Below are 25,434 nucleotides of genomic sequence, written 5' to 3' on the forward strand. Positions count from 1 at the left end.
CCTTGTCGGCGTTCTTCCCGCCCCGCCAGGCTTCCTTGTTCAGAGGCCTCCTAGGCGCCAGAGCAGCCAATCCAAGGCGCGGAATGGCGCCAGCTCGGCCGGCTCGTGCAGCTTCCAGATCTGGCAGCGCGGCGTGCGCGAACGGGTCGCTTTGAGGATCCCGTTGACCGCGCGCCGCGCGGCTTCATTGGCGGCCTCCATGGTCGCCAGGTCGGTGTGGGTGCGGACGTAGTCGGCGGCGAGGAACAAGTTGGGTATCCGTGTCTCCGCGTCCGGCCGGTTGACCCAGGAGCCGGCGGTGTTGACCAGCAGCGGCTCAAGGTTGACCGCGTCATGGGGGTTTGGGAACACGATATCTGGGTCAAGGAACCAGTCGACCACATCGGCCTGGGGCAGCGTGGCGGCACCGAGATGGTCCACCATCTGTCCCCACACTTCCTCGCGGATCTCGTCTTTGGTGCAGGCATGCGCTACCTTCCCGGTGCGTGAGCCGGGGCGGTCCCACTCGGAGACGTCGACCGACAGGATGCCGGCGACGTTGCCGTCGCCGCGCTGGGTGAGGTCGACGCCGGGCCAGAACTGGGCCTGCGAGATCGCGGTCAGCGCCCACTCGGAGTCGATGAAGATGGTGTGACCCTTCTGCAGCGGGATGTCGCGCTTGAGATAGAACATCACACCGTTCATCCAGCGCACGACCAGCGGCGACAGCGCAGCCAGCCGCGGCTCAGCCGCGCGGAGGGCCGGCGAGAGCAGCAGCCGCAGCCGCTCGATCGGCATGGCGGCCACATAGTAGTCGGCCTCCACCCGCCGGGGCCCGGTCGCAGTCTGCACGGGCAAACTCTGCACGGTCACGCCGGTGATGCTGTGCCCGTCGCAGTCGATTCCGGCGATCTCGCGACTATCGTGCAGGACAACTCCGAGGCTGCGCAGGTAGTCGGTCCACGGGTCGATCCAGACCTCGCTGGTCGGGCCGTCCAGCACCCGGTCCACGTGCTCGCCGCGGCGCATCATGCTCATCAGCAGCTGACACAGGATCAGCCCGCCCGTGCGTGCCGACATCTCACGCGCCCGCGCGGCAACCAGCGTCCGGGTCAGACCGTCGCAGCAAAACTTCTGAAACGCCGCGGACCGTCGCTGGGCATCGGTGTATTGCCACCAGCTCATCTGCTCGAACTCATCGAAGCGGCGGGCGTCGCACGAGCCGAGCAATCTCAACAGCTTGTCGATGAACACCGACAGATCGTCAGGGTGGAGGCCCAGGCGGGTGCCGAATTCCCACATGAACCGCATCGCGACTTCGACGTCGGTCATCGACGATGGCATTTGCGCCGGCGCGATGAGCTCAGGGTTCCCTTCGATTTGCGCTATCAGGATCCGAGTCGCCTCGACGAGGTGGTCGGCCACATGCTTCCCGCCTTGCTTCGCGTCCGGGATCCGCGCCATCGTGTCCGGCAAGTGGCGATAGAAGCCGGGAAAGAATCGGAAGCCGTGCTCGGCCGGCAGGGCCGAAGTTCCGGTGCCCGATCCCGGCTTGGGGATTGAACGCGCCTTGCCGCCGAACGCGTCGCGCCGCTCGTAAACGGTCACCTGGAATCCACGTTCGGCGAGCTCCTGCGCCGCGCTCAGACCCGCCACTCCCCCACCCAGCACCGCCACAGATGTCACGGGTTGACGATATGGGTAATTAAGGGTCGGCGTTCGCGTTTTCACCCGTCGTCAGCCAGCAAATGGCACGATATCGACGTGAAGGACCGCGGGGCGGGATGCGCGAGAAGCGTGCACGCCCGTATTGCCTACCGGGTGTTGGCGAGGTTGACGCGTTACCGCAGCACGGTCACGTTACGGTGTGTCGACGGCCATCTCGCAGCCGAGGCAGTGCCACGGCGGCCGTGACATCGTGTCGAGTGTGTGGCGCCGAATTTCGCGACAGCGACACGAAATTCTGTTACAGGTGCGGGGCGTCAACCGCACCGCCGGAGTACAAGCAGGTGACGGTGCTGTTCGCCGACGTCGTGCGCTCGATGGGCATCGCCTCGGCGGTAGGTGCGGAGCGGTTGCGCGAGATCATGACCGACCTCGTCGACCGCGCAACCACGGTCGTAAAGCATTACGGCGGCAGGGTGGATAAGTTCACCGGCGACGGCATCATGGCAGTATTCGGGGCGCCGGCGGCGCTGGAGGACCACGCCATCCGCGCTTGCTTGGCGGCCTTGGATATCCAGGCAGAGACTGCCAAACTGGCCCACGAGGTCGAGGCGCGCGACGGCATCGCCCTACAGCTGCGGGTGGGACTCAACTCGGGTCAGGTGATCGCCGGGGAGATCGGTTCGGCTGCTTTGGGCTACACCGCGATTGGTGAGCAGGTGGGGATGGCTCAGCGGATGGAGTCGGTGGCCCCGCCCGGCGCTGTGCTACTCAGCGCATCCACCGCGCGCCTGGTGGAGGGCGTGACGGTGCTCGGGGAGCCGCAGATGGTGCGCATCAAAGGCGCCGATCAACCGGTTTGCGCCCAGCGGTTGTTGGGCTCGTCGCAACGGCGTCTCGCTGTCGCGCGGGCCGAGTCGAATCTGATCGATCGGCGCAGGGAACTAGCCGCCGTCGAGAGCCTGCTGGAGCGCGCCATCGATGGTCACGGTGCGGTGCTGGGCGTGGTGGGCTCACCGGGCATCGGCAAGAGCCGTCTGGTGCGCGAGGCCGCTGCGTTGGCAGCCACCCGGGGTGTCGACGTGTTCACCGCGTTCTGCGAATCGCACGCCAGCGACGTTCCGTTTTACGTGGTGACGCGGCTGCTGCGGGCGGCCACCGGCGTAGCTGGACTGGACGGCCCGGCCGCCCGCGCCCAGGTGCGGGCCCGGGCTCCCGACGCCGAGCCTGAGGATCTGGCGATCTTCGATGACCTGCTGGGCATCGCCGATCCCGATGTCGCGTTCCCGAGGATCGATCCGGATGCGCGGCGGCGGCGGTTGACCGCATTGGTCAAATCCGCGTCGCTGGCCCGTGACACCCCAGCGGTCTATGTCGTCGAGGACGCGCACTGGATCGATGAGGTCAGCGAGTCGATGCTGGCCGAGTTCCTCACGGTGATCCCCCGGACGCCCTCACTGGTACAGGTCACCTACCGCCCCGAATATCGCGGCGCGTTGAGCCGGGTGGCCGGTGCTCAGACCATCGCCCTTGGGCCGCTGAGTGATCCGGAGACCACAGAGCTGGTCTCGCAGCTGCTCGGGCCGGATCCCTCAGTCGGCGCGGTGGCCGCCTTGATTGTCGAGCGGGCCGCCGGTAACCCATTTTTCGCCGAGGAGATGGTGCGGGAGTTGGCCGAACAGGGCGTGCTCACGGGCGGCCGCGGCAACTATCAGTGCCACACCCACGTGGCTGATGTCAGCGTTCCGGCCACCCTGCAAGCGACCATCGCTGCCCGCATTGACCGGCTGCAGCCGGAGGCCAAACAAACGCTGAGCGCCGCGGCGGTGATCGGGTCGGTGTTCGACACCGACCTGCTGACCAGCGTGGGCGTCGACCCGACCTATGACGAGCTGCTCAGCGCCGAGCTGATCGGTCAGGTGAAGTTCACCCCGCGCGCCGAATACGCTTTCCGGCACCCGTTGATCCGCAAGGTTGCCTATGAGTCACAGCTCATATCCGAGCGGGCCCGGTTGCACCGACGGCTCGCCACCGTGATCGAAGAACGCGACCCGCAGTCGCGCGAGGAGAAGGCGGCCTTGATCGCCGAGCACCTGGAGGCAGCGGGGGATCCGCACGCCGCCTACTCGTGGCATATGCGCGCCGGAACATGGGCGTGGAACCGGGACGTGGTGGCAGTCAGAACGAGTTGGCAGCGGGCGCGTGCTGTCGCGGACCGGCTGCCCGCCAATGACCCAGACCGAACCGCAATGCTGATCGCATCCCTTGCGCAGCTGTGCGCAACCAGCTGGCGGGTCGGCGGCTCGGCGTCCGAGGCCGGCTTAGAACAACTGCGCGAGCTGTGCACCGCGACCGACGACAAAGTCTCGCTGGCGATCGGCATTATGGGCCAGCTGATGGAGCTGACCATCCACGCCCGCCGCGGCGAGGCCGAGCAAGTCGCCGCGGAGTTCGTCAAACTTCTTGAGTCGATAGGTGATCCGACGATCACGGTCGGACTGTCGTATGCGGCCATCTTCGCCAAGTATGAGGCTGGCGAGATGGCCGATGCCCTCCGGTTGACCCAGCGTGTAATCGACCTGGCCGACGGCGATCCCACCATGGGAAACCTGATCTTCAGCTCACCGTTGGCGTTCGTCACCACGGTGCAGGGCCTGCTGGAATGCTTTGTCGGGCGTCCGGGCTGGAAGGAGCGCATGGACCGGGGGGTAACCCTTGCCCGCGCGTACCCAGACGTGCACGTGGCGACCGTGATGTACAAATACGTGGCCATTGCCGACGGGGCGCTGCTGCCCGACGCGGCGGCGTTGCGGGACACCGCCGCGGCGCTGCAGGTTGCGGAGCAATACGGTGACAATTTCGTGTTGGCCCTGGCTCGCCTCACCCGTGGCCTCACCCTGATCCGTCGGGGCGGCCCCGAGCATGAACGCGGCGTCGAGCTACTCTGCCAGGTCGGAGCAGTCACACTGGCCGCTCAGCTGCTGGTAGACACCGAGATCGCGTGCGAGAAGGCGCGAACCGGCGACCTCGACGGTGCCATCGAGCTGGCACGCACGGTCGTCGAGAAACAGTATGATACTGCAACGATGATGTGGCGCGGGCCCGCCACAACCGTCCTGGTCGAAGCGCTGCTGCGCCGCGGCCGAGGCGCCGACCTGCAGCAGGCGCAGGCCGTAATCGAGCGGCTGGCGGCGGTTCGGACCGACCCGGGCCTCGTCGTGCACGAGTTGCCGCTGCTTCGGCTCCGCGCCTTGCTGGCACGCGCACAAGGCGACGAGATCACCTACCGCGACTTCGCGGACCGCTACCGCGCCACGGCTACCTCGCTCGGCTTTGAGGGTCATATGGCACTGGCCGATGCGATGACATGACGGTGCTTCCTTGGAACCCGAGGCCGGCGCCTGGCTAACCGTCGACTGATTTACCGGGTCCCTCGTTGTCGGCACAGTGGGCACGCAGAAAGGGGATGACCGTCGCCGCAACAGCTTTCGGATCATCGAGATATGGGAAATGGCCGGAGTCTTGCAATATTTCAATCTCGGCATCCGGAAACACCTCGCGTTGCCGCGCGGCCAGCGTTTCTGAAATGAAGATATCTCGAGCACCCCACACCACCAGCGCGGGACGCCGCAGGGGCAGCAGCGCGCGGCGAAACTCGGGGGCCTGCTGCGCGAGATCTGTGGCGCGGTAAAGTTTCAGCACCGCGCGACGGGTCTGAGGAGAAAGATTATCCCACATAGCGCGAAGGGCTTCCTCTGGAATCCTGCGCTTGGCACCCAACCGCATCGTCAGCCTCAGCGCCGGGTAATTGAACGTCCGCATGAACGCCTCGCCCACCCATTTGCGGCGCCACATGCGTGCGAAGAAGTGCCAGCGGTAGTCGAAGAACACCCCGGCGTTGGTCAGCACCACACTCGCGAAGCGGTCCGGATGCCCTGCGGCCCACTGCAATCCCCATGGCCCACCGAAGTCATGGAGCACCAAATGAGCGCGGTCCACACCCAGGGCATCGAGCACACCGGCGAGGTGGTGCGCGTATCCCGGAACCGTGTAGTCGAAATCCTCGGGCTTATCGGCACGCCCGAAGCCCGGCATGTCAGGAGCCAGAGCACGCGCGAACGCCCCAACCCGCACAAGTAACGGCACGAATTCCTTTGTCGGACCGGGGTTCCCGTGAACGAATACCACGGCTTGAGCGCTGTCGGGCGGCCCCGCCTCCCATACCGGGGAGCACACCCCGTTGATCGCTACGTCTTTCGACCGCACGTCGGCATTAACCACAGCTAACTACCTGAACCTAGCCCACTGGCCCTTTCATCGGCGCTGAGCGCGGTTGTCTTTCGGCGTCGGGTCGCCGTCGCGATACGAAACACAATGGAGGGGCGCAGCAGGCGAACCGGGGAGTCGACCATACCGATAACTTTGAGGAATTGATCGGCAACGATCACATCCGATTCAGCGGCGGTGAGAACCCGCTCGATATAGGCGTTCGTGATCCGAATCGACGGCGTGCGCGGTCCCACCACTTCCGGCAGGGCCAGATCGGAGCCGACCGCCGTCTGCCAGGCCACCCGCACCTTCCTGGCGACTGCACGGTAGAAGCGGCGCGACAGCTCACGATCCCCGCTGCGGAGACACTCGCGCAGGATGATCGCTTCGATGGCGGCGACCGTCATGCCCTGTCCATAGATGGGGTTGAAGCTGGCGATCGCGTCGCCGAAAACGAGCAGACCCTTGGGCGCCCGGCGCATCTTGTCATAGCGCCGCCAGCGGTTCGATGAAACGTGGCAATGAGCGACCTCCCCGAGCGGCTCGGCCACCCGCACGGCGGCCACAGCATGCGCGGGTGCGAATTCTGCGGCGAAAGATAGCATTTTGGCGTGTTCGCTGGGCGGCTCGAGGCCTGCCATGCCACCGAGGGTGAGCAGCCACGTGTCGTTCTCATAGCCGACCAAAACGAAAATGCTGGGCCGGCCCGGCTGCGGAAAAACGACGATGATGTCTTCTCGCAGAGTGCCCGGTGGGATTCGCAGCGGTTGGCTGGCATACGCCAGATGCACCGCCCGCTCGTCCTCCCGGGGACGCCCGTAGCCGAGTTCCTCCAGGAAGGCCGGTAAGTGCGAGCCTCGGCCGGTCGCATCGACCACCAAATCCGCTGACAACGTGGTCTGGCCGCTGCTGTCACGGCTCACCAGCCGGGCCCCGGTGACACGGCCACGATCCGCGGTGGATGTCAACCCCACCACCTCGTGGCCGTCAAGGATCGTCACGTTCGGAAGGGCCCGCACCCGTTGCCGCACCTTGCTTTCCAGCAACAGCCGACTCGGATAGTAGTTCGCCATCAACTGCGGGTTCGGCACACGGCCGGACCTGACCACCTGGTGGCCCGCGGTCGACAGGCACAGCCTCGTAAGGTCCCCATCGCTCCACACCGAAACACCCTCGCCGACGAGCTCCACCAGGAAGCCGGGGAACAACTCGGCCAAGATCTGCGAACACCGCGCGAGGAGAACGTGCGCATGCCTGCCCTGTGGAACGCCGCGCCGATGGACAGGGCCCTCGGGGAGCACATCTCGCTCGATGACCGTGACAGCTCGATAGAAGTCGGCAAGCACTCGGGCCGCGAGCAGACCAGCCATGCTGGCGCCCAGAACGATGGCACGCCGACCCAGTTCCGGCATTGCGCATCCCCTAACTGTGGCAAGGGGTCGTCCCTTATCTTGGCCGAAGCCGACCTGCCAGAACTAGTCTCCCTGGATTCGGGCTGCCGGCTAGAGTAAACGACTACCTCATTTGAGCCCTAGCGGCACCTGCGCCGAGCTCGTCGCCAGGTGTGCGGCGTCATCGGTGACCTGGTCGACTTTGCTGCGGCGCGCAAGCATCGACCGGCGCCGACCAAGGTCTCCGAGGCCGCCGTCAGCGGTTGCCACAGCTTCACACCCGATCTGCTGGTCAATTGCACCGGCAGATTCGTTCGCGTGGCATCCAGTGACCGCGAAGGGATCGCGTATCGCACCCGGGCGCACAGAGCTGGAAGATCCGCTCCGGTCGAGACAGGTCACGAGCAGCTTAAGCCCGTCCGGCCCGACTGAGAGGAGCTTTCAAGCGAGCCATTGCTGGTCAGCGGCTCGCATCCGTGTCTTGCTCACTGGCCCCCTTTGGCGTCGCCATGCTCGTGACGACGCCGGGGGCAAGCGACGAACCGCGATCGTTAGCGGTTCAGCTGATCGACTCCCTGAACTGCGCACCCGCCTGCAGCGCCTGCGCCCACTCGGCGATGTCGACGACCGGGTAGATCTGGTAATCGAGCATTGCGCCGAATTTGCTTGGTCCGTCGGCCAAGTCCGCAGGATTGTCGGTCTCGACGACGGAGAACCCTCCGGCGCCGTCGAGCCGGCCGACGAATTGGTGGAAGGTTGTGCTGGCCGGTGGCGTCCACTTTGCATAGAGTTCGAGGCCGCGCCGTACGGCCGCTTCGTTCTCGGCCGCCGAGCCGTTTAGGCGCAACGTCCAGGCAACTACATACTTCATTTCATCCTCCTTGGGATTCAGGTGGTGTTGACGGTGCTTGGGGTGCGCGCGTGAACGCGCACATAGATCGGCGCTGCGGCGACGGTGGTGAACGGCACCGCGAGCGGAAAATCCCCTGCGAGGGAGCGGATTTCGATGCTCCGGATGATGGTGGCCAGCGCGAGAGTGGCTTCGAGTATGGCGAAGTGGTCGCCGATGCACGACCTCGGCCCACCCCCGAACGGGACGTATTGCCAACGGTCGCGGCCCTTGGAATTTTCGGGGCTGAAACGGTCGGGGTCGAACACCAGTGGGTGATCCCACAGTGTCGGGTCACGGCGCACACCGTACGCGCCGTAGAGGACCAAGCTGCCCGCCTCGACCCGGTGGCCGTCGATCTCGATGTCCTGGCCCGGTGACGTGCCGGTGTCGGCAACCATCGGGGGGGCGCGCAGTGGCCGCAGTGACCGATTGGCGATGCACTCAAGGGCCCGCATCCCGCAGCGTTTCCATCCCGGTGTGAACCACCCTCAGCGCCTTGAGCCGCTGCCGATACGGCAGTGGATTCCTCGGCGCCAGAGACAACGCAACCACATCAGTCTTCGAGCATCTCGACCATGTCAGCGCCTCCGCGCAACGATCCACGGACCGCCCTGACGATCCCCTGTACTCGGCTCAGCTGTTCGATGCGCTGCTGCGATGCCGACGCAGACGGCGCACGAACCTTGGCTGCCACCGTAAGGGCCGGGCCAGAATGAGGGCTAGAGTAGTCGGCTACGCGTCTCCTCCCGCCCGCTTACGGCACTGGGCAAGCAGCCCTGGGCCCGGCGGCGGAACCCGGGCGTGCGCGGGGCGCGGGTTGCTGCCAGTGTGGAGGCGCCCTGGCAGGCCAGACGGCGACGGCCGGGCGAAAGTTGGTGACATGCCTGGCCACCTCTACCAAATCGCCAGCTTCGAACCACGGCGAGGGTAAGGACTTACCGGCAACGACCGCTGCGGGCCGTCGCAATAAGCGTGACCGTGCGGAACGAGGTTGGGTCGGAGAAGAACGCTTGCGTCACCCTGTGGTGACGCCGAGCGGCCAACACCTTTGTCAAACTGGGAGGGCAGATGACGTCGACACAGGCCGGTTATCGCGACAGTTTCAGTGCCTCCCAGGGATTTTGATCTAGAGAGGGCCAGCGATACCGAGAGAGCAAAGTACGGCATTCTGCGCCTCCACGAGCTTCCGGAATTAGAGGAGCGGGGATCGACGCCACATGAGGTGTCCGCTTCATCAAGCCAAATTTCAAGCCGCGCGAATACAATCACCCTCTGATGAACACCGGCGGTGCCAAGGTTGAGGACCTGTCTCCCAAGGTTGAGGACCTGTCTCCCAGTCCCGGCTCTGTCGGGTGCGAGGTGGATCCGCCGGGATGGGGTTCCGCGCTAACCGCGATCACTTTGCCGCAGTGCACGGGGCGTTCAATGTTCCAGACGTCGAGCCGCCGTGGCTATTAGCGCAATCCCGCGTCGAATTGAGCTTGTGACCGCGGGTTGGTAGCGCCGATTGGCTTCGAGGCAGCATCCTCCAAGCGGGCTGCGCATGCGCCGTCACGCCCGGCGTCGCCCTCGCTGACAACCAGTAGTCGCCGCGAGCCGAGCAGCTGTCATCGGGCCTGGCGTACCGTTGGGCACTGCACACGAGTAGGCGATTACGCTAGACCGGCTTGACCGGCTGGCGGAAGTTTAAAGCCGAGTTACCACGAAACGGGGAGTTGCCCCCATGCCGGGGTTGCATGCAATGAGGCCCACATGAATGTTTCCACGTCTCCACGTGTATCACCTGTCGTCGGCTCAGCCCTGCCCACGCCGGTCGCCGATGCCCAGCCAGAACAGTCGGCAAGACTCATACCGCCAGCCGCGGCGGGGCGAGGAGTCCTCGACGGGGCGTTCGCTCTCTTGGATGCCCTTGCTCACGTCGATGAGGGTCTTGGGTTGACCGCACTGGCCCGCGCAAGCGGGCTTGCTAAAACGTCCGCGCATCGGCTCGCCAAACAACTCGTCACGCTCGGCGCGGTGCAGTGCGCCGAGCACCGCTACTATGTCGGGCCGCGGATGTTGCACATCGGGCAGCGCTGGCAGCCGGACCCGCTGCTGCGGCGCTGCGCGCAGGCGCCGGTCCACACTCTTGCTGTGCAATCGCGCGCCATGGCGTCGCTGCGGGTCCTGCATGAACAGCGACTCCGGTATGTCTGTACCGCTGTGCCCCACTGCCACGCGTACATGCTCGACCCCGCCGACCCCGAATCGATCGCGCGCACCGCCACCGGACGTGTCCTCTACGCGGCCCAGCCCCACAGCGACGTTATGCTTCCTGACTGCTGGACCCGACGCGAATGGCGCAACCTTCGCGAGTCCCTCCGCGAACCGCGCGCGACAGTGATCGACCATCAGGACGCGGTTGCCGGCACGTGTTGTGTATCGGCGCCCGTGTGGTGGCCGAATGGGGCCTGCGCCGGCGCAGTCACCGTCACAGTCCACGCAAACGATCTACCCGCCAGCCTGCCCGCACTGGTGTCCTACACCGCGTGCCGCATCAGCGCCGCCCTTCGGCAACTAAAGCCGAACTAACGCGTGGGTGTTCCCGAACGCCACACCCTTGGTTCGCCTAGCCAGACCAGAGGTTTTCTGGCTCTTCGCAGTTGAGGGTGAAGAGGTGGTCGGCGCGTCGCTGCCGGGATAGGGGTCGAGGTCTCCCGAGGATGAGGATTCCTACGCATCTTAACTGGGAGACCTCGACGTGCCTGACGCTACCGTCGCTTGCCCCGATCTGACCATCTGCCGCCTTGATGAGCTCGGGCTGGAGGTGACCGGACAACGCCTGCAACCTGATCGGGCGGTGCTGGCGTGCCGGATCAGCGATGACGACTCGTGGTGTCGCCGCTGCGGGGAACGGGGCAGCGTGTGTGACAGCGTCACCCGTCAACTTGTGCACGAGCCATTCGGATGGCGGCCCACGACCTTGCTGGTCACCGTGCGCCGGAACCGGTGTGCCGGCTGTGCGCATGTGTGGCGCCAAGACAGCAGCAAGGCCGCCGAGCCACGGGCCAAGCTCTCCCGCCGGGGGTTGCGCTGGGCGCTTAAAGCCCTCGTCTGCCAGCACCTGAGCATGGCGCGGGTCGCCGAGGCGCTGGCGGTGTCGTGGAAGACCGCCAACAACGCGGTGCTCACCGAAGGCCAGCGGGCACTCATCGCTGATCCGGCCCGCTTCGACGGGGTGGCGGTAATCGGGGTCGACGAACACGTGTGGCGCCATACCCGTCGTGGCGACAAGTACGTCACCGTCATCATCGACCTGACCCCCGTGAGGGATAAGACCGATGCGGCCTGACTCTTGGACATAGTTGAGGGCCGCTCGAAGCGAGCTTTCCAGCAGTGGCTTGCCCAGCGTGAGCAGTCCTGGCGTGACAGCCTGGAAGTTGTCGCCATGGAGGGCTTTTCCGGGTTCAAGACCGCCACCGCCGAAGAGCTGCCCGACGCGGCGACGGTGACGGGTCGATCCCTTTCATGTGGTCCGGGTTGGCCGGCAACGCCCTCGACGAGTGCCGGCGCCGGGTCCAGCTGGGCACCTGCGGGCACCGCGGCCGCAAGACCGACCCGCTCTACGCCTGCCGGCGGACCCTGCAGACCGGGGCCGATCTGCTCACCGACAAGCAGAAAGCCCGGCTGACGGCCCTGTTCACCCTCGATGCCCACGCCGAGGTCGAAGCCACCTGCACGATGTATCAGCGCGCCGTGGCCGCCTACCGAGAACCCGACCGCAAGAAAGGCCGCGCCATGCTGGAAGCGCTGATCGCCACACTCAGCACCGGTGTCCCCAAGCCCCTACAGGAACTGATCACCCTTGGCCGCACGCTGAAGAAACGCGCCGCCGACATCCTGGCCTACTTCGACCGGCCCGGCACGTCCAACGGCCCCACCGAAGCGATCAACGGCCGCCTCGGACACCTCCGAGGATCCGCCCTGGGATTTCGCAACCTCACCAACTACATCGCCCGATCGCTACTGGAAACCGGCGGATTCAGAGCCCGACTACACCGTCATTCATGAAGAGCCGGTTTGCTCTCGACACTTGCGCATCGCGCGCATGGGTCTCGGAGTGGCTAATCCCGTCGCGGGCCGCTAACCGACGACCGGCCCGCAGCTTCGACCACAGCGCGGGGCCCGATAAGTCGATAGGAGCGGCCCTGACCACAACGTCGCAACCGGATCACCCGCGGGAGAGGACATCAGTGGCTACCTCACCTGACGGACGGCGATGGTTACCTCCATTGCGAGCTGCCCAACAGCGCCACGGGCGCGTTGTACATCGCCGCAACCGGGCCGGCCACCGCCGCGATCCCGAAGGCGCGTGCGGCCGGCTGTGGAGCAACGCGGGAGGAGGTCTTGACCACCATCCTGGGTACGCCCCACCCGAAAACCCAACGCGTGCCGTGGTACATCGTCATCATGACGATCTCGGCAGCTATTTTCGTATTCGGCGCTCTTGCCTTTGTGTTGATCCTGTTTGCAAGGAGTGCTGAGGCACCGCTGGCTCTAGCCACCACCGCCCCTGGGTGGCATTGTCGGACTCGTCGCGACGTTGCCCGTCGGTCGCCGTCAGCGTTGAGTCGCCTCAGCTGCGACGCCAAGGCACATCGTCCATCCGGCCTGACGTCACTCATCTGGACGCTGTTCGCCATGAATATGTCAGAAACTCGATCGGGCGGACCTTTTACGATGAAACCAGCTCGATGGACCAGAAATCACTGGCTAAATGGGCCCCGTTGATTGGAGAGGTATCCGAGCTGGCCGTGGTTCCGGTCATGTATTGGTAGGGCATGTAGAAGTAGCCGCTGTCTCCCCACGACGGGCCCCACGAGTTGCGGACGATGACCTGGCTTTTGGGATCTGAGTAGCCGACGGCGACAACGGCGTGACCGCCGACGGTGGCCTCACCTGGCTGGGGCATCGGCATAACACCTGTTTGGGCAACCGCCGGAGATTCGAAGCTTTCGTAGACGGTGAACCCGAACACGACCGCAAGACTTGAGGATATCGCGTCCTTCAGGTCCCCCAACGTCTGCACCCCCAAGTACTGCACAGCCTTGTCCGTCCGCGCGGCGACGTAGCAGCGTTTCGGTGGCTTTACCGCGAACATCCCGATGTCGTAGGGCCACAAGGTTTCCGGGCAGACACCATCGGTGTTGACCACTTTGATGCCGTCCCTGATGACCGCGCCGGAATCACTGGAGACGGTCCCTTCCAGCGCACGTTCGTTGTAATAGATGAACAGGCGTGCCGGCACGAAGTCGCTCAAGCCCTGTCGGTCGCGTTCGTACTCCATCGCAGCGGCTATGGCGTTGCCCGTGCAAGATCCAAGCTGGCCCTGGTCATAGACCGCAGGCATCGATGGACGCAGGTCACACTCGGGCGGCAGGGCGCCCGTGAGTCGCCTGGTGTACTGTTTGTCGCGGGCGTCGGGCAGCTGGGGCCGCCAACCATAGCCACGAACATGACTGAAGTCAGGAGCCAATCCATCGCGCTTGATGCGCTTGGACTCGCGTGAAACTGTCACTGTGCCCTCCTCATGCGGAAACTTGCGGCATCTTGACGCTGGGCCATGCCCGCACCGTTGACGTCGTGGATGCGACGTTACGTGAGCAGGTTGCGTCGTTTCTCGCGAAAGCTATTCGGTTGTCCGTTCTGGGCCTGCAGCGTTGGTCGGGCAATTCGATAACCTGCGCGAGACTCCATTGCACGTCGATCGGCCAGTTCTGGCAAGAGTGTGGTCCGCTGGGCGGACCGAGATCCAATCTGATCACCTGCACCTGATTCCGGTCTAACCCCGGTCTAACCCCAATGCCGGGTAGTTAAGGCGCCGCAGAAGCTGTCAATGTCACACGCGGGGCATATGGGTCTCGTGTTGCTAAGGATATGGGTGCGACTCCTGGTAGAAGAACGGTCGACGAAGATCCACTTCTGCCACCGAGGAGTCGCAGTGCCGAATTCTGCCATGTCCGCGTCTCGTGAGGAGCTTTTCGCTGCTGGTCATCTGGGCGAACTCACCTGGCAGATCCCGGTTGAGCTGGTGGACGCGGTGCTGGCCGAGACCGGCAGCGTCCAACGGCGGCTGCGTGTGCTGCCGTCACGGGTGGGGGTGTATTTCGTGCTCGCGCTGTGCCTGTTCCCCGGGCTGGGCTACCGCAAGGTCTGGGCCAAGCTCACCGCCGCCCTACCAGGCCGCAAGCCGCTGTCGGGCAAGGCGCTTCGAGATCTGCGTCGCCGTCTGGGGGCAGCGCCGATGCGGGCGCTGTTTGAGGTGCTGGCCGGTCCGGTCGCCGCGCCGCACACCCCCGGCGTGCGATTCGGGCGTTTCCGTACTGTGGCGTTCGACGGGTGTGTGTCGTTCAAGGTCGCCGACAGCGACCGCAACCGGTCGTGGCTGGGCAAGCTCAAGGCCGCGCTCGGGACCACCGGCTATCCGGTAGTGAGGCTGATGACCCTGGTGGAGACCGGTACCCGGGCATTGCTGGGCGCGGTCTTCGGGCCGACCGCCACCAGCGAGACCGACTACGCGTGCAAGCTTTTTGGACTGCTCGGCCCTGACATGCTGGTGCTGGCCGACCGCGGGTTCAACTCCGAGGCATTCCTGACCGACCTGGCCGCCACTGGCGCGCACTTCCTGATCCGGCTGACCATCACCCGCCGGCTACCGATGCTGGCGCGCCTCGACGATGGCTCCTATCTGTCGCGCATCGGCGCGCTGCCGGTTCGGGTTATCACCGCCGAGGTCACCGTCACCTGCGCCGAGGGCACCCGCTACACCGCAAGCTACCGGCTGGCCACCACCCTGCTCGACCCACGCCGCTATCCCGCCCACCGGCTCGGGGCCCTCTACCACGAACGCTGGGAACACGAGATTGCCTACCTGGCGCTGCGCCACACGCTCGCCAAGGGCCGGGTCCTGCGATCCACCGACCCAGCCGGACTCGAACAAGAAATGTGGGCACTACTGGCCCTATACCAAGCGCTGCGACGCGCCATGGCCACCGCTGTCGAATCCCGCCCCGGCCTCGACCCAGACCGGGCCAGCTTCACCACCGCACTCGAAACCGCCAAAAATCTCCCAGTGAGGCCAGCCTCGGACCGCCGAGGTGGGTGGTCGGGTTGGGTGGGTCGTTGCGGTTGGCTGGTGGTTGAGTGGCGGTCCGAGCCTGCCCTCACGCTCCGAAGCCGCCGCCAGGCTGGGCGCTGGTCAGGATCGCTTTGACCGAGCAGGCTGAGGATCATGGCTGCGGTTGTGACGGTCAACGATGTCCTTGATGGGCATGTGGTCCTGGATGTGGAGTGCATGGATCGGATCTATCTGAACGGCTATGTGCCTAATCTGCAGGTGGGCGGGCAGGTGGTGTCGTTTATGACCGCGCATCTGGGCTATCCGATCCCCTCTCCGGCGATCATTGAAAAGATCGGCGCGACGTTTCGCAAAGCTGTGGAGCGCTTCGCCGTCGGCAATGAGATCCCGCTGGTGCGGTTCTCCAAGGACGACCGCAAGATCGAGGTGATGCGCCCATATCTGGCTCGCCAGGCGCGCACCGGCCAATCCGGCGTGGCCGCGATCGGCACCGCCCAGGAGTTTCAGAACGTGTTCGCCTCGGCAAAACATATCGGCAACAACGGTGTTCCATGGTTTTCGTTTTGCAAGGCCGACCGGCGGGTGTCGTGTTTTTATTTGTATGTCTGGGATGTCGATTTCGGGCCGGCGTTCATCAAGGTCTGCACCTATTTCCCCTACCCGATCAAGGTGTGGCTCAATGGCCACGAGTACGCAAAACGCCAGGCCAGCCAGGCCGGTATCGATTTCACCGAGCTGTCCAACGGGTTTGCCAGTTGTGCGGATCCCGTCGCGCTGCAAGCCATCTGTGACCGGCTGGGCCCAGGGGCGATCATGGTGTTCTTCGAGCGTTGGATGAGCCGGCTGCCATTGCCGCTGACCGATACCGATCGCGCCGCGGGCTACTGGTGGGAACTGTCGATGCGCCAGATCGAGGTCTCACGCACCCTGGTGTTCGACGCCCCACGGCACGCCCGCTCGTTTTTTGAATCCTTGGTCGCCGACAACCTCGACATCGGCCGCCCCGACAGTGTGGAACTGATCTTCCACGGCCCCCGACGCCCGGGCAGGCCCCCAAAAATCGACTGTGTGCCAAAAACGAAGATCGTCACCCGCGGCACCGACGTGACCGTCAACGCCTTCTACAAAAGCTCGCGCATCAAGCAGTACTTGAAACACGAGCGGGCGCTGCGGGTCGAGACCGTCATCAACTCACCCGATGACCTGCGCTGCCAGCGGCGCCTGGTCCATCTCGACGAGCTGGCCGCCCGCGCACGTGCAATCAATCGCCGCCTGCTCGATACTGAACGTGTCGGCCAGGGCTGTGTCCTTGCGAGTCCAGCCTTTGAGCGGATCGCGCGGCCCACCCTCACCGAGGATGGCAGGAGGACCCCGGCCTTACGGTTCGGCGATCCTCGGGTAAAAGCCCTGGCCGGCGCCCTGTGCACGACGATGCTCGCCGTCACCGGCATCACCAACAAGAGCCTGCGCGCCTTGATGACCGGACTGCTCGACGGCACCGCCTACACCATGAACCAGGCCAGCTACGACCTGACCCGGTTACGTGTCAACGGCCTGATCACCCGAATCCCGGGCCGCAACCTGTATCGCCTCACCCCCGACGGGCTGCGGTTCGCGATCTTCTACACCAAACTGCACAACCGCCTGCTGCGCCCCCTCCTCGCAGCAAACCAACCACCTGCACCACCGGCACTGCGAAACGCATTGCTTACCATTGAAACTCACGTCACTGAACGCATCGACAACGCCCGCCTCCTGCCAAGGGCCGCCTGAAAACTCAAGACAACCTCAAAGTCCTAGCGACCAAGGGTCGCTAGTCAACGCCGTCAACGTGACCGACGACACCGACCTCGTCGGCCACATCGGCCGCGCCGTCCTGGCCGATCTGCTCCCGCCGCGGCGGCCCCGCACCAGCGTCCGCAAGGTCAAATCTCCCCTGTCGCGCTACAACAAAAAGGACCCCTACCGGCCCGAAAACAGCACCACGATCACCAGCCTGACCATGACCATCAACGACCCCGAACCCAAACACGCGACACGCGAACCGAAGTCCTTGACAACCGCCCTGGGGCCTTAACTACCCGGCATTGGGTCTAACCCGAGGTTGCTGCTCGCAACTTCGGTCTAACCAGCCGGTCACCAGCGGCGTCACCCGCTTCGACGCCGACGCCGACTACCGCACCTGCACCGCTGCCGACGGCAGCCCGAGCGCGGGGCGTCCGGCGATCGTCGCCAGCGGTACGGGGCGCATTCATCGCTGCCGCCCACCGTCCCCACCGCGCCAGCGAGCAACGTTCGCTGGAGAGCGACACCGACAGCGACACCGGTGGCTGGTGCAATACGCCGCGCTTCAGCCCTAAGGTTCCGCCTACAGATCACGGGCGGACAGCAAATCGTTTTGTACGTCGGTCCGGTCAGTGGACCGGACTCTTATGCGGCGCAGCTCGACAGACTCGTAATAGAACCGCATTACAGAGATGGCCGTCGCCGATTCCCGGAGCCGCACTACCGATTCCAGTTAGGGGGCCATTCAGTGTCACGGTCTGCGGGCATGGTCTGCGACATTATCGGCGCGCTCATGTACCCCGGAGGGCTACGGCAGTCAGGGAAGAAGTGAAGGGGAGCTAAAAATGGCCAAGCGGCAATCGCTAGCCAAACACCGGCCACCGCCGATGACAATGGCGATGCCAACGACCTTCGCCCAGCAGCTGCAGTTGACGCTGCCACAGCTAAGGCCCCGCCTGCGCCTGCCGCCCTGGTTTGAGTTCCTGTTCGTTCGGGATCGCAAGGACCAAGCGGTGCTGAGCGATACCGAGAAGGCGCGCTTTACCTGCGCGCTGGACACGCTGATCGCAAACGGCACCTACGGTAACCTGGTCGCGGTTCACGCCGACATGAGCCACCTGATGCATGGCACCCGGCGTTTTCTGCCGTGGCACCGCGTTTACCTGGTCCAGCTTGAGCGGGCAATCCAGGCGATCCACCCGGATGTGACCATCCCCTACTGGGACTGGACCAAGACCGCAGAAGAAGGTATTCCACCGTGGCTCACCTCGTTCACGCCGACCGTCCCCCTGCCAAACGGTCAGACGATCTCGGTTATCCGCTCACCGGGAACATCCGCCGATCTCGCGACGGTGGTGTCGAACATTCCGACGATCATGAACGGTGGCACTTTCGATAGCTTCTGGCAGCCGCTGGAAGCCGTCCATGGCGGACTACACGTGTGGGTCGGCGGATCGATGGCCAGCATCCCCACGGCTCCGGCGGACCCGATCTTCTGGATGCATCACGCCAACGTCGATCGCTTGTGGTGGGACTGGCAACAGGCCCATCCGGGCATCAACCCCGACTTGACCGGGGCGGGCCTGTCCACTGTCATGGACCCCTGGTCGACGACCGAACCAGAGACGCGAGACATCGCGGCCATGGGCTACGCGTACGTGTGACGGCACAGGAGGTGATCGCCAGTGGTGACGGGTCTGGCAGGTGTGGACCACATCGTGGTGCTGATGCTAGAGAACCGGTCATTCGACCATATGCTTGGATTTCTTTACCGGGATAGCGGCAATGTCTCTGCGCGCGGGGACCCATTCGACGGGCTGACCGGAACCGAGGCCTGCCCAGGTGTCGACGGCACACCGGTGCAGGTCTTCGAGGTCACCCCGACCACGGCGAACGCGTACTTCCTTCCCGGCGCGGACCCGGGCGAGGGGTTTCTGGCCACCAATGCCCAATTGTTCGGCACCACATCGCCGCCCGTGGGTGCGATTCCCTCGATGCGGGGATTCCTCACCGACTACGCGCAAACCCTGCACACTCGAGCCCAACAAGGCTGGTATGTGGTCTCTGGGACCACTGCCGAGTTGATCATGGGCTGCCATACGCCGGCGACGCTGCCGGTGCTGAGCGCGCTGGCCCGCGGCTACGCGGTGTGTGACCGCTGGTTCGGCTCGGCGCCCACCGAAACCATGCCTAACCGGGCATTCGCGTGCGCGGGCACCAGCCAGGGGCACCTCGACGACGTCACCAAGTCGTTCACTGTGCCCAGCATCTTCGGGCTCTGCGGCCAACACGGAATCTCCTGGAAGCTGTACGGCTACAACCGTAAACCGTTGACCCGGTTGAACTTCCCCGACACCACCAACGCGCCAGCGGCTAATATCGGGCTGTTCAGCGATTTTCAAAGCGACGCCGCCGCAGGTGCATTGCCCGCATTCGCATTTCTGGAGCCCAGCTGGAATTCGACGGGCAACAGCCAACACCCCAACTATAACGTCGCTCTGGGCGAGCAACTGATCCTCGATACCTACCGCGCGCTTGCTGGGGGCCCCAAGTGGAGCCAGACGTTGCTGGTGGTTACTTACGACGAGCACGGTGGCTGCTACGACCACGTCCCGCCCCCTGCCACCGCCACCCCGCCCGATGACAGCATCGGCGAATACGGCTTCGACTTCACTCGCTTCGGCCCCCGCGTGCCTGCTGTCTTGGTCAGCCCGCTGATCGCCGCCGGAACAGTCTTTCGAGTGCCCAAGTCAGCCACACCACTGGATCACACCAGCATTCTGGCCACCGTCGAGCACCGCTTCTCGCTACCAGCCCTGACCCGTCGAGATGCCGCAGCGCCCGATGTCGGTGCTGTGCTGACGCTGTCCGACGTGCGTACCGACGACCCGCTCGCCGGTGTGAGCGCCCCCCAGCCGCCGCCCATCCCAACCGAATTGGCCGGCAAGCCGGCGCATCTGGACGAAATCCGCACCGAACTCGAAGCGCGCCCGACATGCAGATAACCGAATCCCTTCGCCCATCAATCGTTTGAGTGCGGCGTCTACATCGCGTCCGCTACCTACAGGATAGGAACACGATGACCACGCCGAGTCCACCGCTGCCGCAGCAGATCTACCTCATTCGCCACGGCGAGAAACCGGACGACCCGCCAGCCCCGTCGCCCGGCCAGCCCACGCCGCCATCGGGTCCCCCGTTCGGGGTCGATGTTGACGGCAACCAGAGCGTGCATTCCCACTACGGGTGGTCGGGGATTGTCGGCGGTCGGGGTTATGGGCGGTCAATCCATCTCGGCAGACCGCCATCGGGCAGCAGGAGACTTCGCGATCCCTTGCTGAGTGAAGTTGGCAATCGATCGGATTCCGGTCCACTGAGCGGACCGCGCTCTTGCCCAATCAGGCTGCTCGACGCGCAATAGATTTCGCCCCTCGCGGAAATAACCGCGCCAGCGTTCTCGCCAAGGAGACTTAGGAGGAGTTGGCTCGAATGGTCAACGCATCAAAGGCGGAAGCACGGCTGGCGCGGACCCAGCCCGAACGATGACACAGCCCGTCACGGTCGCACCCGGCCACAATCCGATCGAGTTTCACCCGGGCCAGCCGTCGCCGATGGGCGCAACGCCCGACGCGGAAGGCACGAATTTTGTGGTCTACTCGGCCTCGGCGAGCGAGGGCGGGGTCAGCTTGTGCCTGTTCGCCGATGATGGCTCCGAGACCCGGCTGCCGATGACCGCGCGCAGCGGCGACGTCTGGCACGCCTATGTGCCCGGCATCCGTGCCGGGCAGCGCTACGGTTACCGGGTCAGCGGGCCCTGGAATCCAGGTGCGGGGCTGTGGGCCAATGAGGCCAAGCCGCTGCTGGACCCGTGGTCGAAGGCCATCGACGGCGGCTATGACGGTGACTCGTCGGCGTGCGCGCATCTGCCCGGTGACCGCACCAACCCCGACCCGCGCGACTCGGCGCCGCACACCCCTCGCTCGGTGGTGGTCGACCCGAGCTTCGACTGGGGTGACGACACACCGCCGGGCATCGCGCTGGCCTACTCGATCATCTACGAAACACATGTGCGAGGCCTGACCAAAGAACACCCCCAGGTGCCCGACCCGCTGAAGGGCACCTACGCCGGGCTGGTGAGCGACCCGATCATCAGGCACCTCACTTCGCTGGGGATAACCGCCGTCGAACTGATGCCCGTGCACCAATTCCTGCCCGCCGCAAGGCCGGTGCCGGCGGGGCTGACCGACTACTGGGGTTACATGACCGTAGGATTCTTCGCGCCCCACGGCGCCTACAGTTCGGTCGGCACCCGGGGCCAGCAGGTCACTGAGTTCAAATCGATGGTCAAGGCGCTGCAGCGAGTGAACATCGAAGTAATCCTCGACGTGGTCTACAACCACTCTGCGGAAGGCAATCCCGACGGGCCGTCGGTGGCGTTCCGCGGCCTGGACAACCCCGCCTACTACTGGCTCGACCCCACCGACCCCAGCAATTACTACGACTACAGCGGCACCGGCAACACGCTCGATGTCGGCGAACCCGAAGTGCTGCTGCTGATCCTGTCCAGCCTGCGCTACTGGGTCAGCGAAATGCACGTGGACGGCTTCCGATTCGACCTGGCCGCCGTGCTGGCCCGCCAGGAGGGCAATCTGGAGAAGTTCGCAGCGTTTTTGGACCTGATCTATCAGGACCCGGTAATCTCACAGGTCAAGCTGATCGCCGAACCGTGGGACGCCGACGGCGGCTACGTGCTGGGTCAGTTCCCGCCGCCCTGGGCGCAGTGGAACGACCACTACCGCGCCAACGTGCGAGACTTCTGGCGGGCACAGGCCGGCATCGGTGACTTGGCCACCCGGCTTGCCGGCTCGGCTGACGTGTTTGCACGCGCGGACCAATCGTCGGAATCATCGATCAATGTCGTCACCTGCCACGACGGCTTCACCCTAGCCGACCTAGTTTCGTACAACGGCAAGCACAATCAGGCCAACGGCGAGAACAACCGCGATGGCAGCGACGACAACCGGTCCTGGAACTGCGGCGCGGAGGGGCGCCCTACCGATCCGGCTATTGTGGCGCTGCGCGCCCAGCAGAGGCGAAACTTCCTGGCCACCATGCTGATCTCCCTAGGGGTGCCGATGATTTTGAGCGGCGATGAGATCGGGAGCACCCAGCAAGGTAACAACAACGCCTACTGCCAGGACAACGCCATCAACTGGTACGACTGGGACCTGGACCAGGAGCGCCGGGATCTGCTCGCGTTCACAGCCCGCGCGATCGGACTCCGCAGGGAACACCCCGTGTTTCGGCGCGGCAGCTTCTTGACCGGCCAGCAGCCACGGCCCAGCAGCAGCGTGGACGTGGCCTGGTTATGGACGGATGGCACGCCGATGACCTTGGACCGCTGGAACTCCGGATCGCTGGCATTTGCCGTGTGGCTCAACGGCGCCGCGCTGACCGACACCGATACCGACGGGAAGGTGATCACCGACGACACCTTCATGATCTTGTTCAACGCCTCGTGGAACCCCCAAGTCTTCACCCTGCCGTCGTCCAGCCTCGGCGCCACGTGGATGCCGGTACTTGACACCACGCAGGCCACCGGATCACCGGCGCCGTCGTCAACCGCGGTGCCCGCCGACTCGGGCTACACGTTGAGCTCATGCAGCCTGCTGGTGCTGCGCAGAACAGAGTGACGATCTGCAGTCGTTGCATCTTTTCAGCGGCGGCAACACTTGCAAGCAGTGAACGACCCAGATATCAGAAAGGACCGGCACAGGCACCTAGTGTCACGCATTCGGACAGGGAGATCACTCGAGAGAAAGCAAAAGCTATAGGCGATACGACAGCGCAGATCAGCCAAGCAGATAAGAGCACAAGCCGCTGTGACCAAAAAATCCGCCCAGTAGAAAAGGAAAGGTGTAATGGCAGGAGACCGACAACCAATCAATCAGCCGTCGATGGCACCTACGACGAAGGTCACCTCCGGGGGCGTGTCCGGCGCACTGACCGTCCTGGTGGTGTGGATCCTCGGTCTGCTGCACGTGGCCGTGCCCCCTGAGGTTGCCTCAGCACTCACGGTCGTAATCTCAGTAGTCACCAGTTACTTTGTAAGGCAACGTGTTCCGACCGCCACTAACAACCGTAGCGCAGGTTATGGCTGAGCAGCCGGTGATAAAAGCAGCAGCGCGACAAGGCGGCCTATCCCGATAACGCTAGCGGGAAGCGGTCTGCGACGTGCGGGCCTTGCGTAGTGAGGATCGCATGATTCGAAGTAGGGCGTTGCTGCTGGGCAGCGGCAACTCCTTAACAAGCGCGTGCCATGGCTGTTCGACATGATCGAATTCTCTGGCCATCCCGCCGGCGCCTGCTATTCGCCTCAAAGCACGGCGACCAGAAGCGGGAGAAGGAGCGTCGCTGCTCGGCGACTGCACTCGCGGCGACCTATAGGCATCGCACAGGCGCAAAGATCCTGAGGGGCAGTCGCGTACGAGCATTTGGAGACGCCTCGGCCACTCGCGGTTACCCGCCCAGGCCCGCCGCCGAGAGGACCGCCCACAGGATCTCCGGGTGACGGTTGGCGCTGTGCGCACCGCTGAATGCCGAAAGGTTAGCGCAGATCACGCCATTGGCATCGACGTCATAAAAAGTTCCGCGCTGGAAGCCATAGGGCTTGCCGGCGGCCTGCAGCACGACGCCGAGCAGGGGCGGGTTCTGCTGATATCCGTCGTGGCCCATGGTCCCCGGCGATAAACCGAATCGGTGGCCGATTCGCTGTCTTGGTTGGCGAGTATGCTGGCCGCCGGATACCACCAGCCGAGGGCGCGGTCGGCACTGCTGAAGGTGGCCAGCAGCGGGCCGTCGACCCGGTCGCCGCTGCCGGCCAGCGCTCCGGCACGGTTTTTCATCTCGTAGTAGCTCATCGTGGGCAGGACTTCTCGCGCTCCGTTCCACAACCCGGCGAACGGGTTTCCGATGCCCTCGACGTTGCGTGCACTTAAGGGATCCATCGCCGCAGAGTGTCCGAAAGCGGTGGCGGTGTCGACGGTCACGAGCGCGGGCTCGCGGCGATGTGGCGCGGCGATGCGCGTGGTCTGCGGCTGGATCGTGACGCATTTCAGGAGGCGCGGGCGGCTCGGCACGCAGCTGCCGATCGACATCGACGGGGATACCCGCCCGCCGCGGCAGGTGGTGGAAGGCGCGGTCGGCGAGGTGGCGATGCGGCTGACCGCGCCGCGGGCGGTGCATCAGCGTGAGGGCCACGAACGCTACACCCTCGACTGCATCCTGGCCGAAGAAGTGGTGCTGCTGGATCAGGTCGACGCCCGCGGCCCCCGCGCCCAGCTGTGGGTTACCCAGCGCGACACCGCGGGGCTGTCGGCGGATGAGAAACGCGCCGTAGAGAACGTCGCGACCTCGCCGTGGCCGGTGTGCCCGCTGGCTGTGCCGGCCGGGGCGGGCAAGACCAGTTCGATGGGCGCCCTTGGAGGCGGCCGCACACCGCTCCAACCGACGTGTTGTGCTATTGGCGCCGACCGGAAAAGCCGTCGACGTCGCCGTGCGCGAGGATGTCGGCGACACCGGTTACACCGTCGCCAAGCCCTCAAATCGTTGGGTGACGAAACGCTGCGACTGGATCGGCGCACCGTGGTGGTCGTCAACGAGGCGGGCATGGTGGGCACCGACGATCTGCGCCAACTCCTCACCGCGAGAACAGGCGCCGGGGTCAAGACCGTGCTCGTCGGCGACGCCCACCGGCTCGCCCCGGTAACGGCCCGCGGCAGCATGTTCGCTCAGCTCTGTTCGGATCTGCCGTGGGCGCAGCGCCTCTCGGAAGTGTGGCGGATGCGCGACCTGAACGAACAGGCCGCGTCGCTGGGGTTGCGTGATGGTGGGCTGGCCCCCGTCAGGCGGGCTGTCGAGTGGTACCGCAGTCATGAGCGACTGCACACCGGCGATGAGATCGCCATGGCCCACGACGCCCTGCAGCGGTATCGTGCCGACACCGCGGCTGGCGAGGACGCCCTGCTAGTTTGCGCGTGTGGCCGCGCGCCGCCTCGACGACGGTGCCCGCGCCGCCTTCAGCGGCGACTACTTCCGCGGCCACATCACTCACGGCTATGCGGTCACCATGCATTCCGCGCAGGGCGTCACCGCCGACACTATCCATGCCGTGCTCGGCGAGAACACCACCCGCGCGCTGCTGTACGTCGCGATGACCCGCGGCCGCGGGTCCAACACCGCCTACCTACGCGCCCAGGAGATCCACCGGTCCAGGGCCTCTTTGCCTTCCTCGCCTGTGACCGAAAATACATGTCGCAGGAGACTCTTTGAGCAGATAG

15 protein-coding genes and 3 pseudogenes are annotated in these 25,434 nt (G+C 65.0%); 10 read left to right on the forward strand and 8 right to left on the reverse strand.

Annotated features, from left to right (window positions below):
* Window positions 1-39 precede the first annotated feature (39 nt).
* Complete coding sequence (locus QJR12_RS03855) at window positions 40-1,665, reverse strand: FAD-dependent oxidoreductase (protein WP_300576598.1); 1,626 nt, start codon at window positions 1,663-1,665, stop codon at window positions 40-42.
* A gap of 239 nt (window positions 1,666-1,904) precedes the next feature.
* Here QJR12_RS03855 and QJR12_RS03860 point away from each other — a divergent pair, with 239 nt between their 5' ends.
* Complete coding sequence (locus QJR12_RS03860; protein WP_366526286.1) at window positions 1,905-5,015, forward strand: adenylate/guanylate cyclase domain-containing protein; 3,111 nt, start codon at window positions 1,905-1,907, stop codon at window positions 5,013-5,015.
* A 34-nt stretch (window positions 5,016-5,049) separates the two neighbouring features.
* On the opposite strand, the gene QJR12_RS03865 is transcribed toward QJR12_RS03860, so the two are convergent.
* The 5 genes and pseudogenes from QJR12_RS03865 to QJR12_RS03885 all read right to left on the reverse strand — a co-directional run bounded on the left by QJR12_RS03865 (window position 5,050) and on the right by QJR12_RS03885 (window position 10,113).
* Window positions 5,050-5,925 carry an alpha/beta hydrolase gene (locus tag QJR12_RS03865; protein ID WP_300576603.1) on the reverse strand — a complete coding sequence of 292 codons (876 nt, stop codon included), beginning with the start codon at window positions 5,923-5,925 and terminating at the stop codon, window positions 5,050-5,052.
* A 2-nt stretch (window positions 5,926-5,927) separates the two neighbouring features.
* Window positions 5,928-7,325, reverse strand: coding sequence for an FAD-dependent monooxygenase (locus QJR12_RS03870; protein WP_300576605.1), 1,398 nt, complete (start codon window positions 7,323-7,325; stop codon window positions 5,928-5,930).
* 538 nt (window positions 7,326-7,863) lie between these two features.
* Window positions 7,864-8,175, reverse strand: a complete 312-nt coding sequence (locus QJR12_RS03875) for a DUF3303 family protein (protein WP_300576608.1) — start codon at window positions 8,173-8,175, stop codon at window positions 7,864-7,866.
* 17 nt (window positions 8,176-8,192) lie between these two features.
* Window positions 8,193-8,564: pseudogene (locus QJR12_RS03880) on the reverse strand (cytochrome P450); the annotation flags it as partial.
* Between the two features lie 1,426 nt (window positions 8,565-9,990).
* A complete protein-coding gene (locus QJR12_RS03885; RefSeq protein ID WP_300576611.1) occupies window positions 9,991-10,113 on the reverse strand; it encodes a hypothetical protein in 123 nt (40 codons plus the stop codon).
* Between the two features lie 18 nt (window positions 10,114-10,131).
* Here QJR12_RS03885 and QJR12_RS03890 point away from each other — a divergent pair, with 18 nt between their 5' ends.
* The gene (locus tag QJR12_RS03890; RefSeq protein WP_300576614.1) at window positions 10,132-10,767 is read left to right on the forward strand and encodes a helix-turn-helix domain-containing protein; all 636 of its coding nucleotides are present in this window, start codon (window positions 10,132-10,134) and stop codon (window positions 10,765-10,767) included.
* A gap of 169 nt (window positions 10,768-10,936) precedes the next feature.
* A pseudogene (locus QJR12_RS03895) lies at window positions 10,937-12,246 on the forward strand (ISL3 family transposase).
* Window positions 12,247-12,910: 664 nt separating this feature from the next.
* Here QJR12_RS03895 and QJR12_RS03900 read toward each other — a convergent pair.
* Window positions 12,911-13,753 carry a C1 family peptidase gene (locus QJR12_RS03900; RefSeq protein ID WP_300576617.1) on the reverse strand — a complete coding sequence of 281 codons (843 nt, stop codon included), beginning with the start codon at window positions 13,751-13,753 and terminating at the stop codon, window positions 12,911-12,913.
* 438 nt (window positions 13,754-14,191) lie between these two features.
* Between QJR12_RS03900 and QJR12_RS03905 the strand changes: the two are divergent.
* From QJR12_RS03905 to glgX, 6 genes and pseudogenes are all read left to right on the forward strand, one after another.
* Window positions 14,192-15,298, forward strand: a pseudogene (locus QJR12_RS03905) (IS4 family transposase); the annotation flags it as partial.
* A 168-nt stretch (window positions 15,299-15,466) separates the two neighbouring features.
* Window positions 15,467-17,086, forward strand: coding sequence for a hypothetical protein (locus QJR12_RS03910; RefSeq protein ID WP_300576620.1), 1,620 nt, complete (start codon window positions 15,467-15,469; stop codon window positions 17,084-17,086).
* A 58-nt stretch (window positions 17,087-17,144) separates the two neighbouring features.
* A complete protein-coding gene (locus tag QJR12_RS03915) occupies window positions 17,145-17,390 on the forward strand; it encodes a hypothetical protein (RefSeq protein WP_300576622.1) in 246 nt (81 codons plus the stop codon).
* A 553-nt stretch (window positions 17,391-17,943) separates the two neighbouring features.
* Complete coding sequence (locus tag QJR12_RS03920) at window positions 17,944-18,762, forward strand: tyrosinase family protein (protein WP_300576624.1); 819 nt, start codon at window positions 17,944-17,946, stop codon at window positions 18,760-18,762.
* 24 nt (window positions 18,763-18,786) lie between these two features.
* A complete protein-coding gene (locus QJR12_RS03925) occupies window positions 18,787-20,103 on the forward strand; it encodes an alkaline phosphatase family protein (protein WP_300576627.1) in 1,317 nt (438 codons plus the stop codon).
* A 534-nt stretch (window positions 20,104-20,637) separates the two neighbouring features.
* Entirely contained in the window at window positions 20,638-22,788 is a 2,151-nt protein-coding gene (gene glgX, locus QJR12_RS03930; protein ID WP_300576630.1) for a glycogen debranching protein GlgX, read from the forward strand.
* A 924-nt stretch (window positions 22,789-23,712) separates the two neighbouring features.
* Here glgX and QJR12_RS03935 read toward each other — a convergent pair.
* Window positions 23,713-24,144 carry a hypothetical protein gene (locus QJR12_RS03935; protein WP_300576632.1) on the reverse strand — a complete coding sequence of 144 codons (432 nt, stop codon included), beginning with the start codon at window positions 24,142-24,144 and terminating at the stop codon, window positions 23,713-23,715.
* A gap of 166 nt (window positions 24,145-24,310) precedes the next feature.
* On the opposite strand from QJR12_RS03935, the gene QJR12_RS17710 reads away from it, so the two are divergent.
* A complete protein-coding gene (locus QJR12_RS17710; RefSeq protein WP_366526288.1) occupies window positions 24,311-25,426 on the forward strand; it encodes an AAA family ATPase in 1,116 nt (371 codons plus the stop codon).
* Window positions 25,427-25,434: the final 8 nt, after the last annotated feature.

Origin of the sequence: Mycobacterium sp. (genome assembly GCF_029961025.1) — a bacterium.
Taxonomy (GTDB): Bacteria; Actinomycetota; Actinomycetes; order Mycobacteriales; family Mycobacteriaceae; genus Mycobacterium.

What these genes read in the sequence shown, in the direction of transcription:
- QJR12_RS03875 (WP_300576608.1), bottom strand. Translation starts at nt 8,175, where the DNA reads ATGAAGTATGTAGTTGCCTGGACGTTGCGCCTAAACGGCTCGGCGGCC.
- QJR12_RS03920 (WP_300576624.1), top strand. Translation starts at nt 17,944, where the DNA reads ATGGCCAAGCGGCAATCGCTAGCCAAACACCGGCCACCGCCGATGACA.
- QJR12_RS17710 (WP_366526288.1), top strand. Translation starts at nt 24,311, where the DNA reads ATGCGGCTGACCGCGCCGCGGGCGGTGCATCAGCGTGAGGGCCACGAA.
- QJR12_RS03870 (WP_300576605.1), bottom strand. Translation starts at nt 7,325, where the DNA reads ATGCCGGAACTGGGTCGGCGTGCCATCGTTCTGGGCGCCAGCATGGCT.
- glgX (WP_300576630.1), top strand. Translation starts at nt 20,638, where the DNA reads ATGACACAGCCCGTCACGGTCGCACCCGGCCACAATCCGATCGAGTTT.
- QJR12_RS03910 (WP_300576620.1), top strand. Translation starts at nt 15,467, where the DNA reads ATGGCTGCGGTTGTGACGGTCAACGATGTCCTTGATGGGCATGTGGTC.